Source organism: Sphingomonas sp. ASY06-1R (assembly GCF_052180265.1).
GTDB lineage: Bacteria > Pseudomonadota > Alphaproteobacteria > Sphingomonadales > Sphingomonadaceae > Sphingomonas_I.
In genome coordinates, this window is sequence record NZ_CP197464.1 from 1,120,874 (window position 1) to 1,145,909 (window position 25,036).

The 25,036-nt window shown below is 64.2% G+C and carries 23 protein-coding genes and 1 tRNA gene; 17 read left to right on the plus strand and 7 right to left on the minus strand.

Annotation, left to right across the window (positions count from 1 at the left end; genetic code table 11):
• The first annotated feature begins 1 nt into the window (after window position 1).
• The gene (locus ACSBM8_RS05510; RefSeq protein WP_442680654.1) at window positions 2-2,980 is read left to right on the plus strand and encodes a glycosyl hydrolase family 28-related protein; all 2,979 of its coding nucleotides are present in this window, start codon (window positions 2-4) and stop codon (window positions 2,978-2,980) included.
• Between the two features lie 131 nt (window positions 2,981-3,111).
• On the opposite strand, the gene ACSBM8_RS05515 is transcribed toward ACSBM8_RS05510, so the two are convergent.
• The gene (locus ACSBM8_RS05515; RefSeq protein ID WP_442680655.1) at window positions 3,112-3,831 is read right to left on the minus strand and encodes a glutathione S-transferase family protein; all 720 of its coding nucleotides are present in this window, start codon (window positions 3,829-3,831) and stop codon (window positions 3,112-3,114) included.
• A 140-nt stretch (window positions 3,832-3,971) separates the two neighbouring features.
• Between ACSBM8_RS05515 and ACSBM8_RS05520 the strand changes: the two genes are divergently transcribed.
• On the plus strand, window positions 3,972-5,477 hold the full coding sequence (locus tag ACSBM8_RS05520) for a tryptophan halogenase family protein (RefSeq protein WP_442680656.1): 1,506 nt from the start codon (window positions 3,972-3,974) through the stop codon (window positions 5,475-5,477).
• Between the two features lie 76 nt (window positions 5,478-5,553).
• Window positions 5,554-5,949 (plus strand): hypothetical protein, encoded by a 396-nt coding sequence (locus ACSBM8_RS05525; RefSeq protein ID WP_442680657.1) that lies wholly within the window; start codon window positions 5,554-5,556, stop codon window positions 5,947-5,949.
• Window positions 5,950-6,079: 130 nt separating this feature from the next.
• Here ACSBM8_RS05525 and ACSBM8_RS05530 read toward each other — a convergent pair whose 3' ends face one another.
• Window positions 6,080-6,613: a hypothetical protein gene (locus tag ACSBM8_RS05530; protein WP_442680658.1), complete on the minus strand. Its 534-nt coding sequence runs from the start codon at window positions 6,611-6,613 to the stop codon at window positions 6,080-6,082.
• A gap of 174 nt (window positions 6,614-6,787) precedes the next feature.
• Here ACSBM8_RS05530 and ACSBM8_RS05535 point away from each other — a divergent pair, with 174 nt between their 5' ends.
• The 6 genes from ACSBM8_RS05535 to ACSBM8_RS05560 all read left to right on the plus strand — a co-directional run bounded on the left by ACSBM8_RS05535 (window position 6,788) and on the right by ACSBM8_RS05560 (window position 16,112).
• On the plus strand, window positions 6,788-7,984 hold the full coding sequence (locus tag ACSBM8_RS05535) for an efflux RND transporter periplasmic adaptor subunit (protein WP_442680659.1): 1,197 nt from the start codon (window positions 6,788-6,790) through the stop codon (window positions 7,982-7,984).
• 4 nt (window positions 7,985-7,988) lie between these two features.
• Window positions 7,989-11,171 carry an efflux RND transporter permease subunit gene (locus ACSBM8_RS05540; RefSeq protein ID WP_442680660.1) on the plus strand — a complete coding sequence of 1,061 codons (3,183 nt, stop codon included), beginning with the start codon at window positions 7,989-7,991 and terminating at the stop codon, window positions 11,169-11,171.
• Window positions 11,168-12,685 (plus strand): efflux transporter outer membrane subunit, encoded by a 1,518-nt coding sequence (locus tag ACSBM8_RS05545; protein WP_442680661.1) that lies wholly within the window; start codon window positions 11,168-11,170, stop codon window positions 12,683-12,685. Before ACSBM8_RS05540 ends, ACSBM8_RS05545 begins: the two co-directional genes overlap by 4 nt.
• A gap of 7 nt (window positions 12,686-12,692) precedes the next feature.
• The gene (locus ACSBM8_RS05550) at window positions 12,693-13,145 is read left to right on the plus strand and encodes an SMI1/KNR4 family protein (protein ID WP_442680662.1); all 453 of its coding nucleotides are present in this window, start codon (window positions 12,693-12,695) and stop codon (window positions 13,143-13,145) included.
• Window positions 13,146-13,221: 76 nt separating this feature from the next.
• Window positions 13,222-13,788 carry a hypothetical protein gene (locus tag ACSBM8_RS05555; protein ID WP_442680663.1) on the plus strand — a complete coding sequence of 189 codons (567 nt, stop codon included), beginning with the start codon at window positions 13,222-13,224 and terminating at the stop codon, window positions 13,786-13,788.
• 245 nt (window positions 13,789-14,033) lie between these two features.
• Window positions 14,034-16,112 carry an acyltransferase family protein gene (locus ACSBM8_RS05560; protein ID WP_442680664.1) on the plus strand — a complete coding sequence of 693 codons (2,079 nt, stop codon included), beginning with the start codon at window positions 14,034-14,036 and terminating at the stop codon, window positions 16,110-16,112.
• A 251-nt stretch (window positions 16,113-16,363) separates the two neighbouring features.
• Here the strand turns inward: ACSBM8_RS05560 and ACSBM8_RS05565 are convergent, their stop codons facing one another.
• Both ACSBM8_RS05565 and ACSBM8_RS05570 read right to left on the minus strand, forming a co-directional pair.
• A complete protein-coding gene (locus ACSBM8_RS05565) occupies window positions 16,364-17,011 on the minus strand; it encodes a glutathione S-transferase family protein (RefSeq protein WP_442680665.1) in 648 nt (215 codons plus the stop codon).
• 107 nt (window positions 17,012-17,118) lie between these two features.
• Entirely contained in the window at window positions 17,119-17,412 is a 294-nt protein-coding gene (locus ACSBM8_RS05570; RefSeq protein WP_442680666.1) for a DUF4267 domain-containing protein, read from the minus strand.
• A gap of 183 nt (window positions 17,413-17,595) precedes the next feature.
• Here ACSBM8_RS05570 and ACSBM8_RS05575 point away from each other — a divergent pair, with 183 nt between their 5' ends.
• The 3 genes from ACSBM8_RS05575 to ACSBM8_RS05585 all read left to right on the plus strand — a co-directional run bounded on the left by ACSBM8_RS05575 (window position 17,596) and on the right by ACSBM8_RS05585 (window position 18,926).
• Window positions 17,596-18,162, plus strand: a complete 567-nt coding sequence (locus tag ACSBM8_RS05575; protein WP_442680667.1) for a WHG domain-containing protein — start codon at window positions 17,596-17,598, stop codon at window positions 18,160-18,162.
• 61 nt (window positions 18,163-18,223) lie between these two features.
• Entirely contained in the window at window positions 18,224-18,634 is a 411-nt protein-coding gene (locus ACSBM8_RS05580) for an NUDIX hydrolase (protein WP_442680668.1), read from the plus strand.
• An 82-nt stretch (window positions 18,635-18,716) separates the two neighbouring features.
• A complete protein-coding gene (locus ACSBM8_RS05585) occupies window positions 18,717-18,926 on the plus strand; it encodes a hypothetical protein (protein ID WP_442680669.1) in 210 nt (69 codons plus the stop codon).
• Between the two features lie 70 nt (window positions 18,927-18,996).
• Here the strand turns inward: ACSBM8_RS05585 and ACSBM8_RS05590 are convergent, their stop codons facing one another.
• A complete protein-coding gene (locus ACSBM8_RS05590; protein ID WP_442680670.1) occupies window positions 18,997-19,548 on the minus strand; it encodes an FKBP-type peptidyl-prolyl cis-trans isomerase in 552 nt (183 codons plus the stop codon).
• A 332-nt stretch (window positions 19,549-19,880) separates the two neighbouring features.
• Here ACSBM8_RS05590 and ACSBM8_RS05595 point away from each other — a divergent pair, with 332 nt between their 5' ends.
• Window positions 19,881-20,627 (plus strand): hypothetical protein, encoded by a 747-nt coding sequence (locus tag ACSBM8_RS05595; protein WP_442680671.1) that lies wholly within the window; start codon window positions 19,881-19,883, stop codon window positions 20,625-20,627.
• A 21-nt stretch (window positions 20,628-20,648) separates the two neighbouring features.
• Here the strand turns inward: ACSBM8_RS05595 and ACSBM8_RS05600 are convergent.
• A tRNA-Pro gene (locus tag ACSBM8_RS05600) sits at window positions 20,649-20,725 on the minus strand.
• 163 nt (window positions 20,726-20,888) lie between these two features.
• On the opposite strand from ACSBM8_RS05600, the gene pnuC reads away from it, so the two are divergent.
• The 4 genes from pnuC (at window position 20,889) to ACSBM8_RS05620 (ending at window position 23,856) form a co-directional block, all read left to right on the plus strand.
• On the plus strand, window positions 20,889-21,458 hold the full coding sequence (gene pnuC / locus ACSBM8_RS05605; protein ID WP_442680672.1) for a nicotinamide riboside transporter PnuC: 570 nt from the start codon (window positions 20,889-20,891) through the stop codon (window positions 21,456-21,458).
• A complete protein-coding gene (locus tag ACSBM8_RS05610) occupies window positions 21,455-22,420 on the plus strand; it encodes an AAA family ATPase (protein ID WP_442680673.1) in 966 nt (321 codons plus the stop codon). The genes pnuC and ACSBM8_RS05610 overlap by 4 nt, the downstream gene beginning before the upstream one ends.
• A 114-nt stretch (window positions 22,421-22,534) precedes the next feature.
• A complete protein-coding gene (locus ACSBM8_RS05615; RefSeq protein WP_442680674.1) occupies window positions 22,535-23,047 on the plus strand; it encodes a YbjN domain-containing protein in 513 nt (170 codons plus the stop codon).
• A 47-nt stretch (window positions 23,048-23,094) separates the two neighbouring features.
• Window positions 23,095-23,856, plus strand: coding sequence for a pyrroline-5-carboxylate reductase family protein (locus ACSBM8_RS05620; protein ID WP_442681493.1), 762 nt, complete (start codon window positions 23,095-23,097; stop codon window positions 23,854-23,856).
• Here ACSBM8_RS05620 and ACSBM8_RS05625 read toward each other — a convergent pair whose 3' ends face one another.
• Window positions 23,857-25,035 carry a glycosyltransferase family 4 protein gene (locus ACSBM8_RS05625; protein WP_442680675.1) on the minus strand — a complete coding sequence of 393 codons (1,179 nt, stop codon included), beginning with the start codon at window positions 25,033-25,035 and terminating at the stop codon, window positions 23,857-23,859.
• Between the last annotated feature and the right edge of the window lies 1 nt (window position 25,036).

The following is a 25,036-nucleotide window of genomic DNA, read 5'->3' on the forward strand; positions in this document are numbered from 1 at the left end:
CATGAAGATGAAGCTGATCGCAGCGGCATTGCTGGCCGCGCCCGTTATGGCATCGGCGGCGACCACATCCGTCTTCACGACCCTGCCTAACGATCCGGGCGCGATCCTGGTGAAGGGCGTGGGCGACGGGCGCGCCGACGATAGCGCCGCGATCCAGGCCGCGATCGACGCCGCTGCCGCCGGCGAGCGCGCCCGCGGCGGGATCGTGTTCTTGCCCGCCGGACGCTACCGCGTCAGCCGATCGATCCTCATTCCCCCGGCGGTGCGCATCTTCGGAATCGGCAAGACGCGGCCGGTGATCGTGTTGGGCGCGAACACGCCCGGTTTCGACAAGGGCGTCGCGACCATGTTCGTGTTCACCGGCAATGATGCCTATGGCAACAAGAAGCCGCCATTCCCGGTCGCGACCGCGGTACCGTTCAACCCTGAAACGACCGACGCCAACTCCGGCACCTTCTACTCGGCGATGGCCAATATCGATTTCGAGATTGGCGACGGCAATGCCGGCGCCGTGGTCGCACGCTTCCACGTCGCCCAGCACACTTTCCTCAGCCATATGGACTTCAACCTCGGTTCCGGCCTGGCGGGCGTCTACCTGGCCGGCAACGTCATGGAGGACGTGCATTTCCATGGCGGCCGCTACGGCATCATCACCGAAAAGACCTCGCCTGCCTGGCAGTTCACCTTGCTGGATTCCTCGTTCGACGGCCAGCGCGACGCCGCGATCCGCGAGCATGAGGTCGATCTGGCGATGGCCAATGTCTCGATCCGCAACGTGCCGGTGGGGATCGAGATCGACGAAGGCTATTCGGATTCGCTGTGGGGCAAGGACGTGCGGTTCGAGAATATCTCAAAGGCGGCGGTGCTCATCAGTGCCGAGAAGAGCGTCTTCACGCAGATCGGTTTCGAGAATGCGGTGGCCAGCAACGTACCGACCTTCGCGAGCTTCCGCGAGAGCGGCAAGACCTTGGCGGGGGAAGGTGCGCGTTATCGGGTCAAGGCCTTCAACCACGGGCTGACGCTGGACAGCCTCAACGCCATGGGCACGATCCGGACCAATTGGCAGACCGAGAAACTCTCCGCGCTGCCCACGCCGAAACGTGCGATCGCGCCGCTGCCCGCCACGACGACCTGGACCAACATCCATGACCTTGGCGTCAAGGGCGACGGCAAGACCGACGATACGGCCGCGCTGCAAAAGGCGATCGACAGCCATCGCGTCCTATATTTCCCGACCGGCCAATATCCGATCAGCGACACGTTGCGGCTACGGCCGGATACGGTCTTGGTGGGCCTGCACCCGACGCGAACGGTGATCTACCTGCCGGAAAACAGCCCCGGCTATGCCGGCCCGGGTACGCCCAAGGCTATGATCGAGAGCGCCAAGGGCGGTAACGCGATCATGAGCGGGATCGGCATCTATACCGGGGTCACCAATCCGCGGGTGACCGGCCTGCTGTGGAAGGCGGGCGCCAGTTCGATGGTCAACGACGTCAAATTCCAGGGTGGTGGCGGGACACCGCGGGAATTCACCGAACGTGTTCCGGGCGCGCGGGTCGACGGTCAGAATCCCAGCATGTGGGTGACGGACGGCGGCGGCGGCACCTTCGCCAATATCTGGCTGCCGCATCCTTATGGCTGGGCCGGCCTGTTCGTATCGAACACCAAAACGCCCGGCCATGTCTATGAATTGTCCAACGAACATCATGTCCGCAACGAGATCGTGCTGGACGGTGTCGAGAATTGGGAATTCCTGGCCCCGCAGACCGAGGAGGAGGTGCGCGACAGTTCGGACGCCAATGCGCTGGATATCCGCAATTCGCGCAATCTGTTGTTCGCGAATTTTCACGCCTATCGCGTGACGCGTTCGCCGAAGCCCGCGCTGACCGCGGTGCGACTGCAAAATTCCACCGACATCCGCTTCCGCAACGTCCATGTGAATGCAGAGAGCGGCTATGCGATGTGCGACGAGAATGGCTGTGCGCCCTATCTGCGCGCCAGCAAATTCCCGTTCGAGAATGCGATTGTCGACGTGACCCGCAATGCCGAAGTGCGTGAGCATGAATTTGCCGTGCTGGACATCAAGGATCCGATGCCCGTGGCGGCACCGCCGCCGTCCTTGCCGGGCGTGGGTGCGGTCGAGAAGCTGGGCGGCGGGTTTTACTCCATCTCGGGCGCGGCGGTGGCGCCGGACGGCACGCTGTATTTTGTCGAGCATCGCTTCAACCGCATCTACCGCTGGACGCGGGAGAAGGGGCTGGAGATCGTGCGCGACAATCCGCTGGATCCCGTCAACCTGGCGATCGATGCATCGGGCAATGTGATGGCGCTGTCGCCGCAGGGGCCGGACGTCACGGTCTACAGCTTCAAGCCGAGCGAGCCGGCGGATCGCGTGACGTTCATCCCGCCGACGCCGGCCAAGGCGCGGACCAACGTGACCGTGGCGCTGCCCGGCAGCATCTGGAAGAATGATGCCGAGTTCAAGGATCAGCTCGATCACCAGACCTATCGCTATTCAACGCTGGCGGAGCAGTTCGCGCAGGGGATGGCGACGCCCAAGGCGCGCGAATATGTGTCGCCCGACGGCAGTCTGGTCCTGCCCGCCTTCCGGGCCTTCCGGCAGGGCGACTGGCGCTTTTCCGACACGATGGACGCGATGGGTTTCGTCACCGCGAAGCCGGGCGAGCGGGTCTTCCTCACGAACGCGTCCGAGAACCGGACCTATAACGGCCTGGTCGGGCAGAGCGGTACGATCACCGACCTGAAGGTGTTCGCCGAGCGGGGCGGCGAGAGCGTCGCAGTCGGGCCGGACGGCAAGGTGTTCGTCGCGAACGGGCAGGTGTTCGTCTATGGCGCCGACGGCAAGGAACTGACCCAAATCCAGGTGCCCGAACGCCCGATCCAGCTGATCGTCGGCGGCAAGGATCGCCGGACGCTTTACATCCTGGCGCACCACGGCTTGTACGCCGTCGCAATCTAAACCGATCGTCATGCTGAACTCGTTTCAGCATCCATCACGCCACGGGCCCTGTCGCCCGTGGGAATATGGACCCTGAAACACGTTCAGGGTGACGGGAGGGAGTGTGTCACCGGCGCGGCTTTGGCCTGGTGTTACGCTGAGGTAGCCTCGGGTCGCGCTGGGATCGTCAGCCCTCGCTGAACGGCAGGTCGTGCCAGGCCGCGCTCCAACCAGGCCGGCACGGCGTTCAGCCGATCGAAATCCACCTGCTCGCGGGCACCGTAGAAGCCGATCAGGTTGCGGACCCAGCCGAGCAAGGCGATGTCCGCGATCGTATACTCGTCGCCCATCATCCAGGTCCGCCCGGTCAGGCGGGTTTCCAGCACGCCGAGGAGCCGGATCGACTCCTGGGTGTAGCGTTCCAGCGGGCGCTTATCCTCGATCTCGCGGCCGGCGAATTTGAAGAAGAAGCCGAGCTGGCCGAACATCGGCCCGACGCCGCCAATCTGGAAATGAAGCCATTGCAGCGTCTCATAGCGGCGGGCCGGATCGGTCGGCAGCAGTCGGCCCGTCTTCTCCGCGAGATACTGCAGGATGGCGCCCGATTCGAACAAAGCGAGGGGCGCATTGCCGGGCCCATCCGGATCGATGATCGCCGGGATCTTGCCGTTGGGGTTGAGCGACAGGAACGCCGGGGTCCAGCTCTCATTCTGCCCAATATCGACGAAATGCGGCTCGTAGGGCAACCCGAGCTCTTCCAGCGCGATCGCGACCTTCACGCCGTTGGGCGTAGGCGCGGAATATAGCTGGAGCCGATCGGGATAGTGCGTCGGCCAGCGCCGCGAGATCGGGAAAGCGGACAGATCGGTCATCGGCGCAGCTCCTTACGTTACAATCGTAACTGTGTGGTGAGGCCTGATGCGGATGCAAGTCCTGTCGCGGCGATTCCCCGCATTGCGCCTTCCCATGATCTCGCGGGACGTTAGATAAGCGCAAAAGCAGGGGGGACAGGATGGCGAAGACTCCACGCAATCAGAAGGTGCGCCGGGTCGTCGTCTGCGGTGGCGGTACGGCGGGCTGGGTCACGGCGACCGCGCTTGTGCGTCATCTCGGTCCATTGCTGGATATCACGCTGATCGAATCCGACGAGATATCGACCGTCGGCGTCGGGGAATCGACCGTTCCCACGTTCCGCAGCTTTCACGATTTCATGGGCATCGACGAGCGCAAGTTCATGTCGACCTCGCTTGCCACCATCAAGCTCGGGATCGAATTCCGCGATTGGGCGCGGATCGGCGACCGCTACATCCATCCGTTCGGGGTGCTGGGGAAGCGCGTGAGCTGGATGACGGATTTCCATCAATTGTGGTTGCACGCCCGCGCCAAGGGCTTTGGCGGTGAGCTCGGCGAATATTGCCTGGAATGGGTGGCGGGGGAGGCCAATCGCTTTACCAAGAGCGCCGGCACGATCGGCTATGCCTATCACCTGGATGCGGCACGCTATGTCCAGTTTCTGCGCGGGCTTGCCGAGCCGGCCGGCGTCAGGCGGATCGAGGGCAAGATCCGCAATGTCGAGATCGATCCGCAGAGCGGCGACATTGCAGCGGTGACGCTGGAAGACGAGACGCGCGTCGAGGGCGACCTGTTCATCGACTGCACCGGCTTCCGTTCGCTTCTGCTCGGCCAGGCGCTCGGCGTGGAATTTGAGGATTGGGGCCATTGGATCACGACCAACAGCGCGGTTGCGGTGCAATCGCGCTCACCCAACCCGCCTGGACCCTACACCACCTGCTTCGCTCACGAGGCCGGCTGGCGCTGGCGCATTCCGCTCCAGCATCGCGAGGGCAATGGCATCGTCTTCTGCAACGAGTTCATGTCCGAGGATGAGGCCCGCGCCAAATTGCTCGCCGATATCGATGGCGAGCCGCTGGTCGAGCCCTGGTCGCTGCGTTTCAAGACCGGCATGCGGCGCAAGACCTGGGCGCGTAACTGCGTTGCGTTCGGCCTTGCCAATGGTTTCATCGAGCCGCTGGAATCGACCAGCATCCACCTGATGATGACCGCGGTCACGCGCCTGATCGAGGATTTCCCGTTCGACGGCTGCCACGATGCGCTGCTCCAGCGCTTCAACGACAAGTCGCGGCAGGAATTCGAACATATTCGCGACTTCATCATCCTCCATTATCACGTAACGGAACGCGACGATTCCCCCTTCTGGAAACGCTGCCGAAATATGGAAATCCCCGAGACCCTGGCGGCGCGGATCGCGCTGTGGCGTGAGGATGGGCGGGCCTATCAGATGCCGTACGAGCTGTTCCGCGTCGATAGCTGGGCGATGATCCTGACCGGCCAGCGGGTCATGCCGCAGGGCTATCATCGCGTCGCCGCGATGATGCCGCACGATCAGTTGCGCCAGCAATTGGCGACCATGCGGCGCGAGATTGCCGACAAGGTCGCCGCAATGCCGAGTCATCCCGATTTCCTGAAACATCATTGCCCGGCATCGGCGGAGATTTAGGTCGTAGAATTATCAAAAGCGGCCGGTCTGCTTTCGTCCAGTTGCGGACGTCCGCGCCATCTGGAATGCTGCGCTGATGACGGGTGCCGACCATGAATGGAGTTTATGCAATCCGGGACCAGACACGCTTCGTGTTTGGCTTGAACCGTGGTGCGAGGAGTTCGAGGTGCCGGCCCGATCGGCTATTACCCTGAAAGCGCCAAGTGGTGCTGAACGGCACGAAATGGGAGAAATAGAGTGGGGGCCGGACAACCTTGTCATATGGGCTGCCGGACCTACCGTGGCCGTCTTCATCGATGATGTGCTGCAGGAATCTGGTTCGGCGATCATCCCCATTCCTGATGGTTTGACCAAGAATTTGCTCAATGTGATCTTCGCCGATCAGCCCGCTGCGCGCCTTGGCGGCAGGTCGTCACATGCGGTCGCTCCTGCGCCTTGGTGGCGGCGCGTGAAAGGCCTGTTGGGTCGGTAATTCACATTCGGCAGACAATGCGCGAGCCATCTTTTCAGATTGTGGCCGACGTGTGCTTTCCGCCCATTGCCGGCGGCTTGGGTCTATCGGATGCCAGTCGTTTATGGGATCATGACCTAGGCCGCCATTGTCACTCGACGGCGCGGCGCCATTTCTCCAGGGCGTCCTTGTGCGCGGCTTCGGCGTCGTCGCGGGCGGCCTCCAATCGGGTTCGTTTGGATTCGTGCGTCTCGATCAGGGCGCGGCGCGCGCGCTCGATCTTTTCGATCTGCCGGGTGAGCGCGTCCACCTCCTCGGTTTGGGCTGCCTCTTCCGCGGCGAGCGCGGCTTCGGCCTTGTCCAACGCGGCGCGGCTGGGCCGGGGAGGCGGTGGCTTTCGCGGTTTTTCGCTCTTCTTGGCCTTCGCGGGCTTGGGCCTTGCGTCGGAGGCGGAGGCCGCCGCCATCTGCTCCTCGGGTGAGCCGCGCAGCAGCTTGATGACTTTGCCTGGTTCGGCGAGCGGCGCCGCGGTCAGGGCCGGATCGCTCACCAGCTCGGCCGCGCCGCGGGCGAACAGATTATGCTCCGTCCCCCAGGCTTTCAGCGCAGCGGTCTGGCTCGGCGCCGCGACATAGGCGTCGTGGAACCCGATCGGCGTTCGATAGACTTTGAGCGCACGCGGCATGCGGAAACCTCTCCGGCCCAACGCCACCGTCGCGATGGGGATCCCGCAAGTCGGTGCTGGCGTAACGAACAGTTGTTCGATAACGGTGCAATCTTCTTTAACGTATTAACTTCAGGCCTTTCCGGATCGTCGCTGGCGATGCTAGGGCTATGTCTGGCCAGGGGGGCGGGCACCATGTCGCGATATATCGTCCTGATTGCGATGCTGATCGCATGCGCGGGGTGCGGGAAGAAAGCGCCTCCGGCGCCTCCGCCGCCGACGGTGTCGGTCGCGCTGCCGCTGCAACGCGAGGTCGTCGATTGGGACGAATATGTCGGCCGTTTCCAGGCGCCGCAGTCGGTGACGTTGCGCGCGCGGGTGACCGGCGTCGTCAGCCGCATCCTGTTCCGCGATGGCCAGGATGTGCGCGCCGGCGACGCGTTGTTCGTCATCGATCCGCGGCCCTATCAAGCCCAGCTCGCCCAGTCGGAAGCGCAGATCGCGGCCAGCCAGGCGGCGCTCGTCAACGCGACGTCGGTCGAACGCCGTTCGGCCAAGCTGGCACAGGCGCAGGCGGTCAGCCGTGAAGAGCTGGAAAACGACCAGGCACAGGTTCGCACACAAACCGCCAACCTGAAGGCCGCGCGTGCCAATGCCGATCTTGCGCGGCTGAACCTGGGCTTCACCACGGTGCGCGCGCCCGTATCCGGCCGCGTGTCCAGCCGACGGGTTTCGCTGGGGGATCAGGTGACCTCGGGCGACACCGTGCTTACCACCATCGTTTCGCTCGACCCGATCTGGTTCGCCTTCGACGGTGCGGAAGCCTTCTATCTCAAATATCTACGCGAAGCGAAGCGCGGCACCCGCGGCTCGTCGCGCAGCGCCTCCAATCCGGTCGACATCCAGCTCGCGGATGAAACCGGCTATACGCATCGCGGCCGCATGGCGTTCGTGGACAATGCGCTCGATCCCGAATCTGGCACGATCCAGGCGCATGCGGTGGTTCCCAACCCCGATCATTTCCTGACGCCCGGCATGTTCGGCCGTGCGCGCCTGCTCGGCTCGGGCACCTACAAGGCGCTGCTCGTGCCTGACGAGGCGATCGTGACCGATCAGTCGCGCAAGCTCGTCTGGGTGCTTGGCCGCGACGGCAAGCCCGTCCAGCGCGTGGTGGAGCTGGGGCCGGAGGTGATGGGGCTACGCGCAATCCGCGACGGCATCGCGCCGACCGACCTGGTCGTGCTCGACGGCATCGGCGCGTTGCAGCCGGGCGCCACGGTCAAGCCGAAGCGCACGACGATCAAAGCGCGGTCCACCGATAGCGGGCCGTCGCCCCTGTCGGTGACGGCGCCGCAGCCGACCGCCGCCACCTTCACCGACGGCGCGCGTTAAGCGCATGCGCTTCCCGCACTTCTTCATCGATCGGCCGATCTTCGCAGCAGTGCTGTCGATCCTGATCGTGATCGTCGGGGCGATCGCCTATCCGACATTGCCAGTCGGGCAATATCCGGAAATCGCGCCGCCGACCGTCACCGTCACCGCCGCATATCCCGGCGCGACCGCCGAGACGATGGCGGAAACGGTGGCGGTGCCGCTGGAAGAGCAGATTAACGGCGTCGAGAACATGATCTACATGTCCTCGTCCGCGGTCGGCGATGGTACGCTCACCATCACGATCAGCTTCGCGCCGGGCACCGACGTCAACAGCGCGCAGGTGCTGGTGCAGAACCGCGTGTCGGAAGCCGAGCCGCGCCTGCCGGAAGAGGTGCGCAATATCGGCGTCACTGTGCGCAAGGCCTCGCCTAACTTCCTGATGGCGATCGCATTTTATTCGCCGGATAAGTCGCTCAGCCAACAATATATCAGCAATTACGTCACGCTGCAGATTGCCGACCGCATCAAGCGTATTTCGGGCGTGGGCGACACGCGCACCGTCGGCGGACGCGATTTCGCGATGCGGGTGTGGATCGATCCCGATCAGGCGGCCGCGCGCAACCTGACCGTGGAAGAGGTGATCGCGGCCATCCGCGCTCAGAACGTTCAGGTCGCGGCCGGCTCGATCGGCGCGCCGCCCTTCAACAAGGGGGGCAACAGCGCTTTCCAACTGGGCATCCAGACGGTCGGCCGGCTGAGCACGATCGAGCAATTTGGCGACATCGTGCTGAAGCGCCGCGATGACGGTGGGCTGACGCGGTTGCGTGACGTCGCGCGCATCGAACTGGGCGCGCAGGACTATACGACTAACGCTTATGTTCATGGTCAGCCTGCGTCGGTGCTGGCGGTGACGCAATTGCCGGGCAGCAATGCGCTCGCTGCGGCGGCGTCGGTCGAGGACACGCTCAAGGAGATGGCCAAGAGCTTCCCGCCGGGGATGACCTACGCCATCCCCTATCAGCCGACGACCTACATTTCCGAATCCATTGCCGAGGTGCGGCGCACCCTGGTGGAGGCGCTGATCCTGGTGGCGCTGGTGGTGTTGCTGTTCCTGCAAAGCTGGCGTGCGGCGATCGTACCGCTGGTGGCGATCCCGATCTCGTTGATCGGCGCGTTCGCGGCGATGAAATTGTTCGGGTTCAGCCTCAACAATCTGTCCCTGTTCGGCCTCGTTCTCGCGATCGGCATCGTCGTCGACGACGCCATTGTCGTGATCGAGAATATCGAGCGGCTGATGGAGGAAGAGGGGCTGAGCGCGCTCGACGCCGCGCACAAGACGATGGACGAGGTTTCGGGGGCGCTGATCGCGATTGCGCTGGTGTTGTGCGGCGTGTTCGTACCGACCGCCTTCATTCCCGGCATTTCGGGCCAATTCTACAAGCAGTTCGCGCTCACGATCGTGTCCGCGACCGCAATCTCCGCCTTTGTGTCGCTGACGCTGTCGCCCGCCATGGCGGCCTTGCTGCTCAAGCCGCGCCGCCATGACGACACGGTTCCGGACGGTCCGCGCGGCTGGCCGCGGCGCTTCGCCAACGGCTTCAACCGCGGCTTCAGCCGCTTGTCCGATCGCTACGGCCGGTTGACCGCGCGGTTGCTGACCAAATTGGGCCTTGTCGGCATCATCTATGTGGTGCTGCTGCTGGTCGCCGGCTGGCGCTTCTACGCGACGCCGACCGGCTTCATTCCCGCGCAGGATCAAGGCTATCTGATCGCGGCGGTGCAGATGCCGCCGGGCAGTTCGCTCGAGCGCACCAGCGCCTTCATGGAGCGCGCGATGGCGGAGGCGCACAAGCTGAAGGGCACGCGCACCGACGTCGCCTTCGCCGGCTTCGACGGCGCGACCTTCACCACCGCGCCCAATACGGGTGTGATCTTCGTGCTGCTGAAGGAGCGCAAGGAACGCGACAACATCACCGCCGACGAATTCGCCAACCAGTTGCGGGGCGCCTTTGCCGGCCTGACGGAGGGCAATATCCTCGTCATCCCGCCGCCACCGGTGCAGGGCATCGGCACGGGCGGTGGCTGGAAGATGAATATCGAGGACCGCGGCGGGCTCGGCTATGCCGCGCTGGAGAAGGCGGCATTCGCGATGATGGGCGCCGCCAATCAGAGCGAAGGTATTTCCTCCGCCTTCACCACGTTCAACACCCGCACACCGCGTCTGACGGCGGATGTCGATCGCCTGCGTGCCCAGCAGCTGGGGCTGGACGTCGGCAACGTGTTCGGCGCGCTCGGTTCCTATCTGGGATCCACCTACGTCAACGACTTCAACTATCTGGGGCGGACGTGGCGCGTGACGGCGCAGGCGGATGCGCGCTTCCGCCAGTCGCGCTCCGATATCGAACGCCTGCGGGCGCGTACGGAATCGGGCAAGATGGTACCGCTGGGCGCGGTGCTGACGGTGAAGGACGATACCGGACCCTATCGCGTCGTCCGCTACAATCTGTATCCCTCAGCCGAACTGCAGGGGGATTCCGCACGGGGATATTCGTCCGGCCAATCGCTCAAGACGATGGCGGCGGTTGCCGCCAAGGTCTTGCCCAAGGGCATGAGCTTCGAATGGACCGATCTGGCCTATCAGCAGCAGCAGGCGGGCAATACCGGCATCTACGTTTTCGCGCTGGCGGTACTGTTCGTCTTCCTGTTGCTCGCCGCACAATATGAAAGTCTGGTGCTACCCTTGGCCGTCATCCTGATCGTGCCGATGTGTCTGCTCGCCGCGATCCTGGGCGTCGATGCCTTCGGTATGGACAATAATGTGCTGACGCAGGTTGGGCTGGTCGTGCTTGTCGGCCTTGCCGCCAAGAATGCGGTTCTGATCGTCGAATTCGCCCGCCAGGGCGAGGATGAGGGCTTGTCGCCGCGCGAGGCCGCCGAACGCGCGGCGCACCAGCGGCTCCGACCGATCCTGATGACGTCGATCGCGTTCGTGCTGGGCGTGCTTCCGCTCGTCATCTCGCGCGGACCGGGCTTCGAGATGCGTCAGGCGCTGGGCGTAGCCGTTTTCTTCGGCATGATCGGCGTGACCATCTTCGGCCTGCTGTTCACGCCGAGCTTCTACGTCATCACGCGGTCCTTCGGTGCGTGGACACGCAAGCAGACCGATCGACTGCGCCGTCGTCCGCCGGCGGAGAATGCAGCATGATGCGCCGCGCTCTGGGGCTGATCGGGCTGTTGGCGCTGGCAGGCTGTGCCGTTGGCCCCGATTATCATGCGCCCACGCTGGTCGAACCGGCGAAGCAGCCCTTCCTGGAAAGCCAGAATTCGGCGTTGTTGTCGTCGCAGCCGCTGCCGCCACGCTGGTGGGAATTGTTCGCCGATCCCGTGCTGGATCGGCTGATCGCGGACGCCTTCGCCTACAATACCGATATTGCGCGCGCCGAGGCGAATTTGCGCCAGGCGCGCGGCGTGCTGTCCGAACAGCGGGCCGGCCTGCTGCCGACCACGAACGTGTCCGGCAGCTATACGCGCGGGCGCGCCGGCCTGCAGAATACCGGCATCGGCGGCGCCGGATCGGTCATTGGCGGGGGCACCGGCACGGATGGACCGTCCGGCTTCACCTATGACTATTTCCAGGTCGGCTTCGATGCCAATTATGAACTCGACATCTTCGGGCGCGTGCGCCGTTCGATCGAGGCCGCGCGCGGCGATTATCAGGCGCAGGCGGCGGCCCTGGACGGGGTGCGCATCTCGGTCGCGGCGCAGGTCGCGCAAAGCTATGCCGATGCGTGCGGTTATGCCGAGCAGGCGGATGTCGCGCGCGAAACCGCACGGCTGCAGAATAACACGCTGTCGCTGACGCGGCGGCTGCTGGAGGCGGGGCGGGGTACCCGCCGCGACGTCGATCAGGCGGCGGTGACGGTCGAGCGGGCCAATGCGCAGGTGCCGCCACTGGAAGCCAATCGTCGTGCCGAAATCTACGCCTTGGCCGTCCTGACCGGGCGCCCGCCGGCCGAACTGGATCAGGCGGCCGCCGCCTGCCGTGCCGTCCCCAAGGTCAAGACGGCGATCCCGGTTGGCGATGGTGCGACCTTGCTCGCCCGTCGTCCCGATGTGCGGCAGGCCGAACGCACGCTGGCGGCGGATACCGCGCGCATCGGTATCGCGACGGCGGCGCTGTACCCGCAGATCAACTTGCTCGGTTCGGTCGGGCTGGGCGCGCCCAAGGCGAGCGATCTCGGCAAATCTGCCTCCTTCAGTTACTCGATCGGTCCGCTCATCTCGTGGAGCTTCCCGAACATCGCCGTTGCCCGCGCCCGGATCGCGCAGGCGCGCGCGGGCTCCGACGCCTCGCTCTCCAGTTTCCAGGGCACCGTGCTGAATGCACTGCGCGAAACGGAAAGTGCGCTGGCTCGCTATACCGCGGCCTTGTCCGAAAATGCCGCGCTCGCGCGCGCCAATGCCGCCGCCAGCGATGCGGCCGAATTGTCCCGCCTGCGCTTCACCAGCGGCCGCGACAATTTCCTCAACCTGCTTGTGGCCGAACAGGATCGCGCCGCCGCGCGGATCGCGCTGGCGCAGTCCGATACCAATGTGGCGGAGCAGGCGGTCAGCCTGTTCAAGGCGCTCGGCGGCGGTTGGGAAAATGCCCCGCCGACCGTCCGCGCCGCTCCTGCCGCACAATCGGTCGTTGGAACCGGCGGCGCGCCCGCACGCTGAGCGAGGGATGTGGGAACCCTATTTGCGCGCCGCACTTCCAGCGCCGGGCCCGGCTGACCTGGACCGATTACAGGCGTTGGCGAGTGGGCCCCTGCCGCCTGGTTATCGGGATCTGGTGACGGCGCATCAAGGCGAGATCCTGGACGAGGATCTTGTTCAGGACCCGGCCTTCGTAAGCTTCCTGCTGCTGTTGGTGGCCCCGGCCGAGCAGTTGGACAAGGCATCCCGAAGCTACTCGATCGACTTTGCCTTCGAGCATATGATGCCGCGTTACCCGGCAGACCTGTTCCCGTTCGCGGATGACACGGGCGGCAATGTGTGGGCGTTCGACTATCGCCGCGATCCCGCGCACCCGGCGATCGTCTTCATCGATCATGAACTCGACGGGGACGATGGCGTCACCCCGGAAGCGCCAGACTTCGCCTCGCTCCTCGCGCGGATCGGTTTGACGGCGCCTTGATCCATAATCCTCGATCAGGAGCGGGGCGAGCGACAGGTCGGACGCGCATGATGGGCTTGAACGGGAGGAAGTGCTGATGGTGATCGGGGGGATGGCATTGGCCGCAGCCATGGCCGCTGCCGCTGCGGATCCGCAGCTCGCGCGCATGGTGGCATTATACGATGAGATCTGCCTGAAGGCGTTTCCCGACGACAAGGCGGTCGAGGGCATGATGGCGACGCGGAGCAAGCGGGAATTCACGCCAGCCGAGGTCAAGGTCACGATGCGCGACGATCCCGCCCGCGGCTGGGAGTTGGAAAAAGGCGTATCGATGTGGTTGGAATTTCCGCCCTTTCATGCCTGCTCGGTACGCTGGAACGCGGCTGCAATCGGCAATCTTCAGGCCTATCGCACCGTCGCCGACGCGTATGAATGGCGCATCGGCGGCTTTCAACCGATCGACAGGTACGAGGATGACCAGGGGGACATCCACATCCGCTCGACCGGCGAACAGCGCGTGCTGCCCGACGGTACGTCGGAATCGCTGTTCTTTTTCGATCAGCATATCACCGATCCGAAACGGCGCGCGGCGGGAGAAACGGGCGTCGTTCTCCGGTTCGTCCATCAATTCGCGATCGCGCCGCCCAGCGGCGTCACGCCATGAGCGGGACATAACCGGCGCGGCCTGTATGGGGGCCGGAGCCGCTTGCACCGGAACGGTGGCGATAAGGGTGAAGCCTGGTTGATCTGCATGGTGCCCGTCCGTACGTGCCGACGCTTCAAGGTGCGGCGATCTTTGCATCGTCATCGTCATAGTCATGGGTGCCATCTGCTATATTCGCCGCCTTTGCCCGTCGCCGGGCCACGTTACGCCATGATGTCCGATAGGGCTCAACCGCCGGCGCGCCGATGATCAGCGGAAAAGCGCCGGTCGCTTTACACGGCGGCGTGGCGCGGATTGCCGGCATCGACGGCCTGCGCGCGATCGCGGTATTGTCGGTTCTGTTCTATCATGCGGGGTTTGGCCTGCTGCCCGGCGGCCTTGCCGGCGTCGATATCTTCTTCGTGATCTCCGGTTTTGTCGTGAGCCGATCGATCCTGGCGGACGGCGGGAATCGCCGGGGGGCACTATTGGCCGCCTTTTACGCACGGCGTCTCAGGCGCATTGCACCGGCGCTGACCGTCGTGCTGATCGTGACGACCTTGGCATATTGCCTGTTCGTTCCGAGCGCCTGGCTCAGCGATACGGTGCAGCGCACCGGGCTCGCGGCCTTCGCGGGGTTCAGCAACATCGTCCTAGGCCTCAATGGCGATACGTATTTCTCGCCTACCGCCACGCTGAATCCTTTCACGCATACCTGGTCGCTGGGCGTCGAGGAGCAATTCTATCTGTTGCTTCCGGCCATTCTCATCCTCTCCAAAGCAAGTGCCGGAAGATCCCACCGCGGGGTCGGCGCGGTCATCGTGGCGACGCTTGCCATAGTCTCCTTGGTGGCCTGCGTCCTCTTGTCGAAAGACCATCCGCGGCTGGCTTTCTATTCGATCGTCAGCCGCTTTTGGGAATTGGGCATCGGCGTCCTGCTGTGTCTGAAGCAGGAGCGCTGGGTGCCCGTCCTTGCGCGGTGGACGTCTTTATTGCTCAACCTGGTCGCGCTGACCGGGGCGGCCGCGATTATGTTCGTCCTCTGCGCGTCTCCGGGGCCGCGCTTCCCGTTCCCGCTCGCCATCCTGGCCGACCTAGGCACGGCAGCGATCATCATGGTCGCCGTGGCGCGGCCGGCGACGCGCGCAGCGACGTTGCTTGCGGTCGAGCCGATCCGCGTGACGGGCTTGGCCTCCTATTCGATCTATCTCTGGCATTGGCCGCTGATCGTGCTGATGCGGTGGACAATCGGCCTGGATACGACGTCCCTTCGGCTGATTGCCGTAGCCGGGTCGCTGCTCCTCGGTTTCCTGTCTTACTATCTGGTCGAACGGCCGACGCAGCGTTCCGCATGGCTCAAGGCCGGCTCGGCGCGTCGGCAGATCGCGCTTCAGCTGGCGTTGCTCGCAGCAGGCGCCCTGATCAGCCTGGGATTGTTGTCGGCAAAAAACCGCATCAGCCTCAGTCGTACCGCCGACATCGCGACGTGGTATAGCAGCAAGGGGAACCACCATGTCGGGCCGCCGCCGTTGCACGCGGTGCGCTATTCGCAGATCAAGATGAACGGTGGCGTCGTCCGGATCTTCGCGCCGGAACGGGGCAGCGCGCGGACGGTCTTTGCGATGGGGGATTCGCACAGTCTGCCCTATCTGCCGGCATTACGGCGTCTTGCCGAAGATACCGGCATCACGGTGCGGGCCTATTTCGTCCCGCATTGCAGCTTCCTCCCGCTCAATACCGCAATGCGCACGATCGAGGGATGCGATCTGCATTTCTACCGCGCGGCCCTCGCGGAGATTGCGGCCACCGGACGTAAAGGCGACCTGCTGTTCCTGCCGAACCTGCGCGTACCCCGTCTGGTGGATCAATGGGGGCCGGTGCAACCCTGGGTGTCCGATCCGGCGCAACGACGGGCCGCGACTGCGGAAGCTGTCGCACTGCTGCGGCCAGTGTCGGCGCGTGGCATCGCCATCCTGTTCGAGAGCCCGACGCCCGTCTTCAGATCCGTGCCGTTCCGCTGTTCCGACTGGTTCAACCGCATGAACCCGATCTGCGCCGCCGGGTTCGAGATTGCCCGTTCAGAGATGGACGCGATGCGGGCCGAGCCGCTGGCACAGATGCGCACAATCGCGGACGCGCTTGGCGACGTGCGGATATGGAACGCCTTTGACATCCTTTGCCCCAGCAGCCGCTGCTCCGCCTTCCACGGCGATCAGCCGCTCTTCCTCGATGGCGATCACCTGAGCGGCTATGGACAGGCGTTCCTCTATCCGAGCCTGAAAGAGGCGGTCCTTAAAGGCCCGCCCGGTACCTCCGCTGAGAAACAGCCGCCGCAAACACGCTGAGGCTCTGCCAGCTTTGTGAACTACGTACGGCCCTGATTTATGGCGGGGCGGCAGCATTCCTGGACTTGTCGGCAAGAGCGCATATTGCCAGCTGCGCCCAACAGTCGTCCGCTCAGCGTCGTGACCGATCAGCCGCTGCGCGGATACGCCGCTTCGGATCGGACAGCACGCCGACGCGCCACTGAATGACCGTCATTCGCTCAATTGAATGCACCACAGGGGGCTTGCCGCCACAAAATCCCGCGCGTGCCCTATTTAGCCGTAGCGGCGAACACGGCGCGCTGTGCCTCGAACGCACGCTGGAATGCAGGTCTCGCTTCGCCCCGCGCGACATAGGAGCCGACGATCGGCTGTTCCTTCAGCAATTCCGATCCGCCGAGTCGGCGCAATACCGTGACCATGACAATATCGGCAGCCGTAAAGTCCTGCGCCAGCCAGTCCCGGCCGGTTAGGACTTGCGCCAGATCGCCCAACCGCACGCGCACCCGCTCATCGAGCATCGTCAGGCGTTCCGCATGCCAAGATCGATCCGCTTCCAACAGCAATGCCATGCTGCGCTCGACGATCGGCGGTTCTACCGTGCTCTTGCCCGCGAACATCCACGCAATCGCCCGTGCACGGGCGTTGGCGTCGTCGGGCAGCAATCCCGAATGGCGCTCCGCAATATGAAGAACGATCGCCGCCGACTCGAACAGCGCGAGCGTGCCGTCCTCGTAGGTCGGTATCTGTCCGAACGGTTGCAGCGCGCGATGGGCCGGTTCCTTGATCGCGGCGAAAGAGAGCAGGCGCACATCGTAAGGCCGGCCAACCTCTTCCAGCGCCCACCGCACGGCCATGTCACGCGCCAGGCCCCGTCCACGATCCGGAGACTGCGCGAAGGCGGTGATGGTCGGGTTCATGCATGGCCTCCAGGCGGATGGCGGACGATGCGCCCGAGCGCAGGGTGCGACAAGGGCATCGTCGCCTTATGGATTTTGTCGCCATGCCCGTGTCCTTGCGCACGATCTTACGCCCCGCCCAGGATCAACGGGATCGCCGCGGCGATCATCAGCGCCGCGGTCAGGCCATGGACGCCAAGCGCCGTCCTGGTCGAGCCTTTCGCCGCCAGAATGAGGGACATGTCTCCCATCGGAATGATGGCCTGGATTAGCAGAATGATGCCGAGCACATGGGCGCTGCCCCAGACCATCAGCGCCAGCACGACCAACCCTGACGCGATGTCGCGAGACCCCTTGAGTCGCAGCCACCAGGTGATGTTTCGTCCGTCCTCGGGAAGTGGGAGCCCGAAGCTGGACGTCATGACCCTCGGTCGAAGGAGGTACATGGCTCCGAGCCCGATGATCCCCACTGCCGCCAACAACGCCACGCCTAATGAAAACCAAAGCATCGATCGTCTCCTTCCAACGCTAGATAATCTAGCGATGCTAGAATTTTAATAGGAGTTATGCTATTGCCGTCAGGTGCGAGGAGATCGGCGATGGGTGTGACGGAGCGAAAGGGCCGGGAGCGGGCCGAACGCGAGCGCCGCATCATCGCGGCGGCTCGCGCGATCGCGGCGAGCGAGGGGTGGCCTGCGGTTACGATCCGCCGCCTTGCCGACGAGATCGAATATAGCCAGCCGGTGCTCTACGCACACTTCGCCAATCGCGATGCGATCGTCGCCGCCATCGCCGTCGAAGGTTTTGCGGAGCTCGCCGGCTTGCTGGAGACGGCGGCGCATTCCCCAGGCGATCACCGCACGCCGCTGCGCAGCGTTGCTTTCGCCTACCTCGGCTTCGCCGAGGCGCATTCGACGTTGTACGACGCGATGTTCACGCTGCCGACCAGCCTGCGTTTCGCGGGCGCCGACACAAAACCGGAGATGCGGAAAGCCTTCGCCGCTTTGGTCGCGGTCGTTCCGTCGTCAGCGCAGGGGAGAGAGGTCGCCGCCGAGACGTTTTGGGCCGCGCTTCACGGTTTGGCCCTACTGGAGCGATCCGGGCGTATCAGACCAAGTGCGCATGATGAGCGCGTCGTTCTGCTCGTCGATCGACTTTTCCGTGACGAATAAGTGCGCGACCGTTGCTGCAATCAATAACGATACGCAACGAGGCGGCTGCTAGCATTGTCGGATGGGGCAGAAGATCCATCACACGATCCGCATCGCGGCGGCTTTGCTCGACGACGACGCTGGACGGCTGCTGCTCGTTCGGAAGGTTGGTACGCGCTGGTTCATGCAGGCCGGGGGCAAGATTGAGGACGGCGAGACTGCGCTATCCGCGCTTCGCCGCGAGCTGACCGAAGAGATCGGACTGTCTTTGGCCGAGGAAGAATTTCGCTACCTGGGCCGGTTTGCTGCATCGGCGGCGAACGAGCCCGGCTTTATCGTGGAGGCCGAGGTCTATCACGCCCGCGTCCGGCACATTGTCATGATTCAGTCGGAGATCGAGGAAGCCGTGTGGGTCAGCCAGACGGAGGCGGCGGCGATGCCGCTCGCGCCCCTCACGCGCGAGCATATCCTTCCGCTCGCTCGGACGCTCTGATCCTTGGCTGCCGGGCTGGTCCAATATCATCGTCTTCATACCGCATTGACCTAAGCCGGCATCTGGGACCATCTGCCCGTCGATGAGCAAGACCAAGGGACGCACCGGCGCACGTACGCGCGCCAACATTGTGCCGCCGCCGACGGCGGCCGAGCTCGACGCGGCGAAGCATGAAGCTGCGCAGATCGAAGGGCGTCTGGCCGGCTTGGCGGCCGGGCATCCGTCGGTCAAAATTTGGAAGACGCGTCTCCGCGCGGCGCAGGCCGTGATCGCACGCGCGCCGCGCGACTGAGCGGTCAGCGGCGTGCGTGCTCCACGAGCATGCCCATGCTAGATGACACGGACGGTCCGCCCAATCCGATTTACTTGGGCTGTGGTGCGCTATCTTTCGGCGCAGCCTGCTCGGCCGCACGCTGCTTGGTCATGTCCGCTATTTCCGCTGCCGTCCGGAAATCCAGAAGCTCGACCTGAAAGACCAGATCGGAATTGGCGGGGATCGTTCCGGCGGCTTGCGGGCCGTAGCCCATCGCCGATGGTATGCAGAGCCGCGCGACAGCGCCTTTGCCTAACAGCTGCAGACCCTGCGAAAACCCTGGAATGACGTCGCCAACCGGCATGGGCGTTTGCGTGTTCTGATCGAATACGGCCCCCGTCGCCGCCAGATAACCGATATAATTCACCAGCACCGTGGCGTCCGCAGCCGGCTTTGCGTCCGTTCCCGGCCGCAAGATGGTGTAGCCAAGCCCTGCCGGTGTCCGAGCCGCGCAAACGCGCTGCGCGGCCGGCACGATCGGCGTCAGGGGCAGTGGGATGATCCCATTGTCCGCGCGCACCGGTGGCGGTGCGGTGACCTGGGCGGGGGCCGCTTTTGCCCCGGCGGCGGCCAGCGGCGGCGCCAGCAAAACCAGGGGCATCAGGGAAAAGGAGCAGCGGCGCGCATGTGAGGACAAAATCATGCGCGCGTTTAGGCGGGATCGCGATGTGGGGGCAAGACGAAGAACGTCATGCCGACGTGTCGCTTTCAAGACCCACGCCCTGCATCCCATTGCAAACATGAATGAGATGGTGGGGGAGAGAGAATCCAAGCCTCCGGCTCCTGTCCACGCCCACAGAGGATGTTCGATCCTCATTTCTTCTTGGACAAAGGACGGTCAAGAAATACGTCGTGGACAACATTTCAGCCTTAAGTTGCTGGCAACAACGCGCTCGGGCGCGACATCTGGGCCGCCCTACCGGAGACAATGACATGCAGACTTCGATATATCTCGCGACGCCGTGTTACGGCGGGCAGGCGTTCGTGAATTATGTCGCCTCCGTGCTGGCGTTGCAGCGCGAATGCTCGGATCGCAAGGTCGGGCTCCAGGTCGACATGCAAGGCGGAGATGCATTGATCTCGCGCGCGCGGGGGAGAATGGCCGGCACCTTTCTCGCAGATCCTGTCCACACCCATCTGTTGTTTGTAGACGCTGATATCGGGTTCAAGCCCGAACAGGTTTTCCGTCTAGTAGCCTCTGACCGTGATGTGATCGGTGGGGTCTATCCTTTGAAGCAAATCAACTGGGACAGGGCCAAGCGGGCGATTGCGGCGGGGCGTGAAGACATTGAGGCAGCATCTCTCGGCTACGTGGTGCGCTTCTTGCCAAGTCCAACGAACAGCGCTGAGATCGACGAGAACGGCTATGGCGCCGTGGCCTATGTCGGCACTGGCTTCCTAATGGTGAAACGCTCCGCGATGCAGCGTTTGGCGGATGCCCACCCCGAACTGCAGGCACGCCATCGGGATATGGGGGATCGGACGGATCGGGCTGCCCCTATGCTGTTCGAAACCATGATAGAGGCGGAGACCGGCCAGTATCTTTCCGAAGATTATGCTTTTTGCCGTCGCTGGCGCGATCTTGGGGGCGAGATATACGCTGATTTCAGGGGGCGGTTCTCCCACGCCGGCTATAAGGCATATGAAGGCGGTCTGGAACAGGCCCAGCTGCCCGCATAGCATCGTTTTTCGATGCATATATGGTCGGGGAGAGAGGATTCGAACCTCCGGCCCCTGCCTCCCGAAGGCAGTGCTCTACCAGGCTGAGCTACTCCCCGACGGAGGCGGTTCCAATACCCTCGGGGGGCGAACCGGCGATGCCAAGCGGGGGCCTGTTAGCGAGCGGGGGGCGGGGCTGCAAGCGCTATCGACGCAACACCCGCTGTTGATGGTTGATCGAGATGGTGGCGCCATCGGTGGTGGCTCGCTATCGACGCGCCGGTGAACCTGTTCGAAGCGATTGCGGCCATCCTTGGGCTCGCCAATGTCTATCTGCTGATGCGGCGGAGCATCTGGAACTACCCGTTCGGGTTGGCCATGGTCGCGCTGTACGCGGACATCTTTTTCACGGCGAAGCTCTACAGCGATGCGATCCTGCAGCTCTTCTTCTTCGCGACGCAGCTGTACGGCTGGTGGGCGTGGTTGCGCGCGGGCGGGGCGCAGCGTCCGGTGGACGTGGGTCGCCTGACCAACCCAGCCCGGATTGCCTGGATCGTAACGATCGGCGTTGTGACCCTGCTCTGGGGCGCCTTCATGCATGCCAATACCGACGCGGCCTTTCCCCTGTGGGATGGTGCCATCGCCGTGATGAGCATCTCTGCCCAGATCCTGCTGGCGCGGCGTTGCATCGAGAATTGGATATTGTGGATCATCATCGATCTGCTCGCGATCCCGCTATTCGCCCTCAAGGGGCTCCCTGTCACCGTGCTGCTCTATGCTATATTCCTCCTTCTTTCGTCGCTTGGGTTGCGGCAATGGATCCGGGCCGAGCGGGAGGCGGTACGCATATGACGCATGGTCTGGTGCTCGGCCGTTTCATGCCGCTCCACGGAGGGCATATCGCGCTCATCCGAACCGCGCGTGCGCTTGTCGATCATCTTACTATTATCGTCTGCTGGCAGCCGGAAGACGCCGTGCCCGGCGCCTTGCGCGTTCAGTGGATGCTGGAAATGTTTCCGGCGCTGCGGGTGGTTGCCCATCGCATGCCGTCACCGCACAGCATCGTTTCGTCTGCCGAAAACCTGGCGGCGTTCGCAGCGCAGATGCGGGAAATCCATCCGGAACCGATTGCGCGGATTTTCGCCTCCGACGGGCGGCAGGAACCGCTGGCGGCGGCGCTGGACGCACGCCTTGTCCTGATCGATCCGGACCATGCGGCGGTGCCGGTCCGCTCGTCCGAAATCCGCACCGATCCGTTCGCCAGTTGGCCGTTCATCCCACCGGTGGTGCGCCCGGCTTATGCGTCGACCATCTGTCTTCACGGGCCGGAAAGCACGGGCAAGACGACGCTCACCCAGCGGCTCGCGACGCATTTCGGCACGCTCTATGTCCCCGAATATGGGCGGACCTATTGCGAGCAATATGGTCTGGATCTGACCATGGAGGATCTGGTCACGATCGGCCGCACGCATTGCGCGATGACGGCCGCGCTCGTGCGCTTATGTCAGCGGCGGCTGTTCCTCGATACCGATCCGTTGATGACGGCGGTGTGGGCCGACATGCTGTTCGAGCAGCGCGATCCATGGTTCGAAAGCTTCGATGCCACCGCCAAACTCTATCTTCTGCTCGACATCGATATGCCCTGGATCGACGACGGAACCCGCTTTTTTGGCGATGTGGACCGGCGGCGGCGATTCTTCGATCTTTCGCGGGCGGAGCTGGAACGCCGGGGCGTTGTCTATCGGGTGATCAGCGGGAGCTTCGATGAGCGGTTCGAAAACGCGCTCGCCGCGATCCAGGAAGCGGGGCTTTAACATCCCATTCGATCCTTTTACCCCAGCTATCCACAGTTTTGTCACCATTGCAGGTCTAGCTGCCTTGCGTCTCGAGCAGGCTGGGCTACCTTCAGGGCAGGCAATTGAGGTGCGATGATGATCGCCGACGAGTATGAGAACGGGCGCGGAGACGAAGCACCGGTCGATACGCTCGAAACCTATTTCGAAGCGCATGGCTGGACGCATGACCGTGTGGGCGAGGATGAAATCGTCGCCACTGTGCCGGGCAGCTGGGCGCAGTATGAATTGCGCGGCGTGTGGCGTGAGGACGATCGCGTGCTGCAGTTTCTGGCGCTGCCGGATATCCGCGTCGCGCCGGACAAGCGGGCGGCCGTCTACGAGACGATCGGACTGGTGAACGAACAGCTCTGGATCGGGCATTTCGAAATCTGGTCGTCGAACGGCATGTTGCTGTTTCGGCATGCGGCGCTGCTGGATGGATCCAGCGAGAATCCGTTGACGATGGAGCAAGCCGGTACGCTGATCGAAGCCGCCATCGATGAATGCGAGCGTTTCTATCCGGTCTTCCAATTCGTGCTCTGGGGCGGAAAATCGCCTGCGGAAGCCATGGCCGCGGCGCTGATCGAAACCCACGGCGAAGCGTGAGCCTGGCTGTCGTTCAGGGGCCGGTCTGGCTGGTCGGCTGCGGCAATATGGCGGGCGCGATGCTGCGGGGCTGGCTGGATGGGGGTCTCGATCCGCGCTCGGTCACGGTGATCCGCCCGTCGGGTGCGGCCGTTGCAGACGGCATCGATGTCGTCCAGGCCTTGCCGGCGGACGGCCCCGTTCCGGCGCTGGTGATCCTGGGCGTGAAGCCGCAGCTGCTGGATCTGGTGGCGCCCGACCTTGCGCCGATGCTGGCGCCAGAGACCTTACTGATCTCCATTCTGGCGGGGGTTGAGCTTTCCGCGCTGCGACGGCGATTCCCGACGCCCCACACGATCGTGCGGGCGATGCCGAACACGCCCGTTGCGATCGGCCAGGGCGTGGTCGCGCTGGCCAGCGACACGGTGGACGATGGCGCGCGGGCGCGGGCCGAAGCGTTGATGGCGCCGCTGGGTCTGGTCGAATGGTCGGACGAGGGATTGTTCGATATCGTCACGGCTCTGGCGGGCTCGGGGCCGGCCTTCCTTTTTCGTTTCATCGATGCGTTGGCAGAGGCGGCGGCCGACGCCGGGTTGCCGGCGGATCAGGCGGCGCGGATGGCGCTGGCCACCGTCACCGGATCGGCCGCCCTGGCATCGGCCGGGGACGAGAGTCCGCGCGCGCTTGCCGATCGCGTGGCTAGCCCAGGCGGCAGCACGCGGCGCGGGCTCGACATATTGGATGAGCCGGAAGGCCTCGTCCCGCTGCTGCGTGACACGCTGACCGCGGCGATCCTGCGCAACCGCGAAATGGCGGCCGCGGCGCGCTGATCAGCGCGGCCGGCTTACCGGCTGGCCACCCGCCTGGCGGTGTCGGATGACGCGCAGATAGCCTTCGATCAGCGCGTGGTTCACCGCATCCCACGAATAGCGTTCGCTGACGGCGCGTCCCGCCGCGCCGGCGGCTGCGCGCGCATCCAGATCCTCGCAATAAAGCTGCAGAGCCTGGGCAAATTGTTCATTCGCGCCCGGACGGATCAACCGGCCGGTCACGCCATCTTCGACCAGGCTGAGGCTGCCCGTGGCGCGGGCAGCGACAACGGGCAGGCCGCACGCCATCGCCTCCAGCGTGACGTTGCCGAAGGTTTCGGTGACGCTGGGATTGAGCAAGATGTCGGACGATGCGACTGCGCGACCGAGATCCTCGCCGCGCTGAAAGCCGACGAAGACGGCATTGGCGGGCAGGCGGCTTTCGAACCAGGGGCGTGCCGGCCCGTCGCCGATCACCAGCACGCGGGCGCGTACGTTGCGCCGCCGCAGCAGGTCGATCGTCTCGGCAAAGACGTCCAGCCCCTTTTCCATGACGACGCGGCCGATGAAGCCGATCACCGGTTCGTCGTCGGCAATGCCCAGGCTTCGCCGCCATGCCATGTCACGCCGGGCGGGTGAAAAGATGTCCGTGTCGACACCGCGCGACCAGATGCCGACGTCATAGCTCATCCGCTGCTCGCGCAGCACTTGCGCCATCGATTCCGACGGCGCGAAAATCGCGTCGCAGCGGCGGTAGAAGCGGCGGAGGACGCCCTCGACCATCGGCTCCATGAAGGCGAGGCCGTAATAACGGGGATAGGTCTCGAAGCGCGTATGGACCGATGCCACCACCGGAATGTCCCAGGCACGCGCCAGCGTCACGGCGCGGTGCCCCAGGAATTCGGGAATCGCGACGTGAAAGATGCTCGCGTTGAACTCCTTCAGATCACGCTGGATCTTAGGTGGAATTCCCAGGGGCACGCGATATTCGGTGCGGCCCGGAAACGGGATGGCGGGAATCCCCACCACCTTGCCGGTCGATGGAAACGCAGGTGTCTTGCTCTTCGGGCTATAGATGCGGACCTTCGCGCCCTGATTCTGCAAATAGCCCGCCAGCCGGTTCAGCGCCTGGTTGGCGCCATCGCGCACATAATTATAGTTGCCCGAGAACAGGGCCACGCGAAGATCGGAGACTTCCATG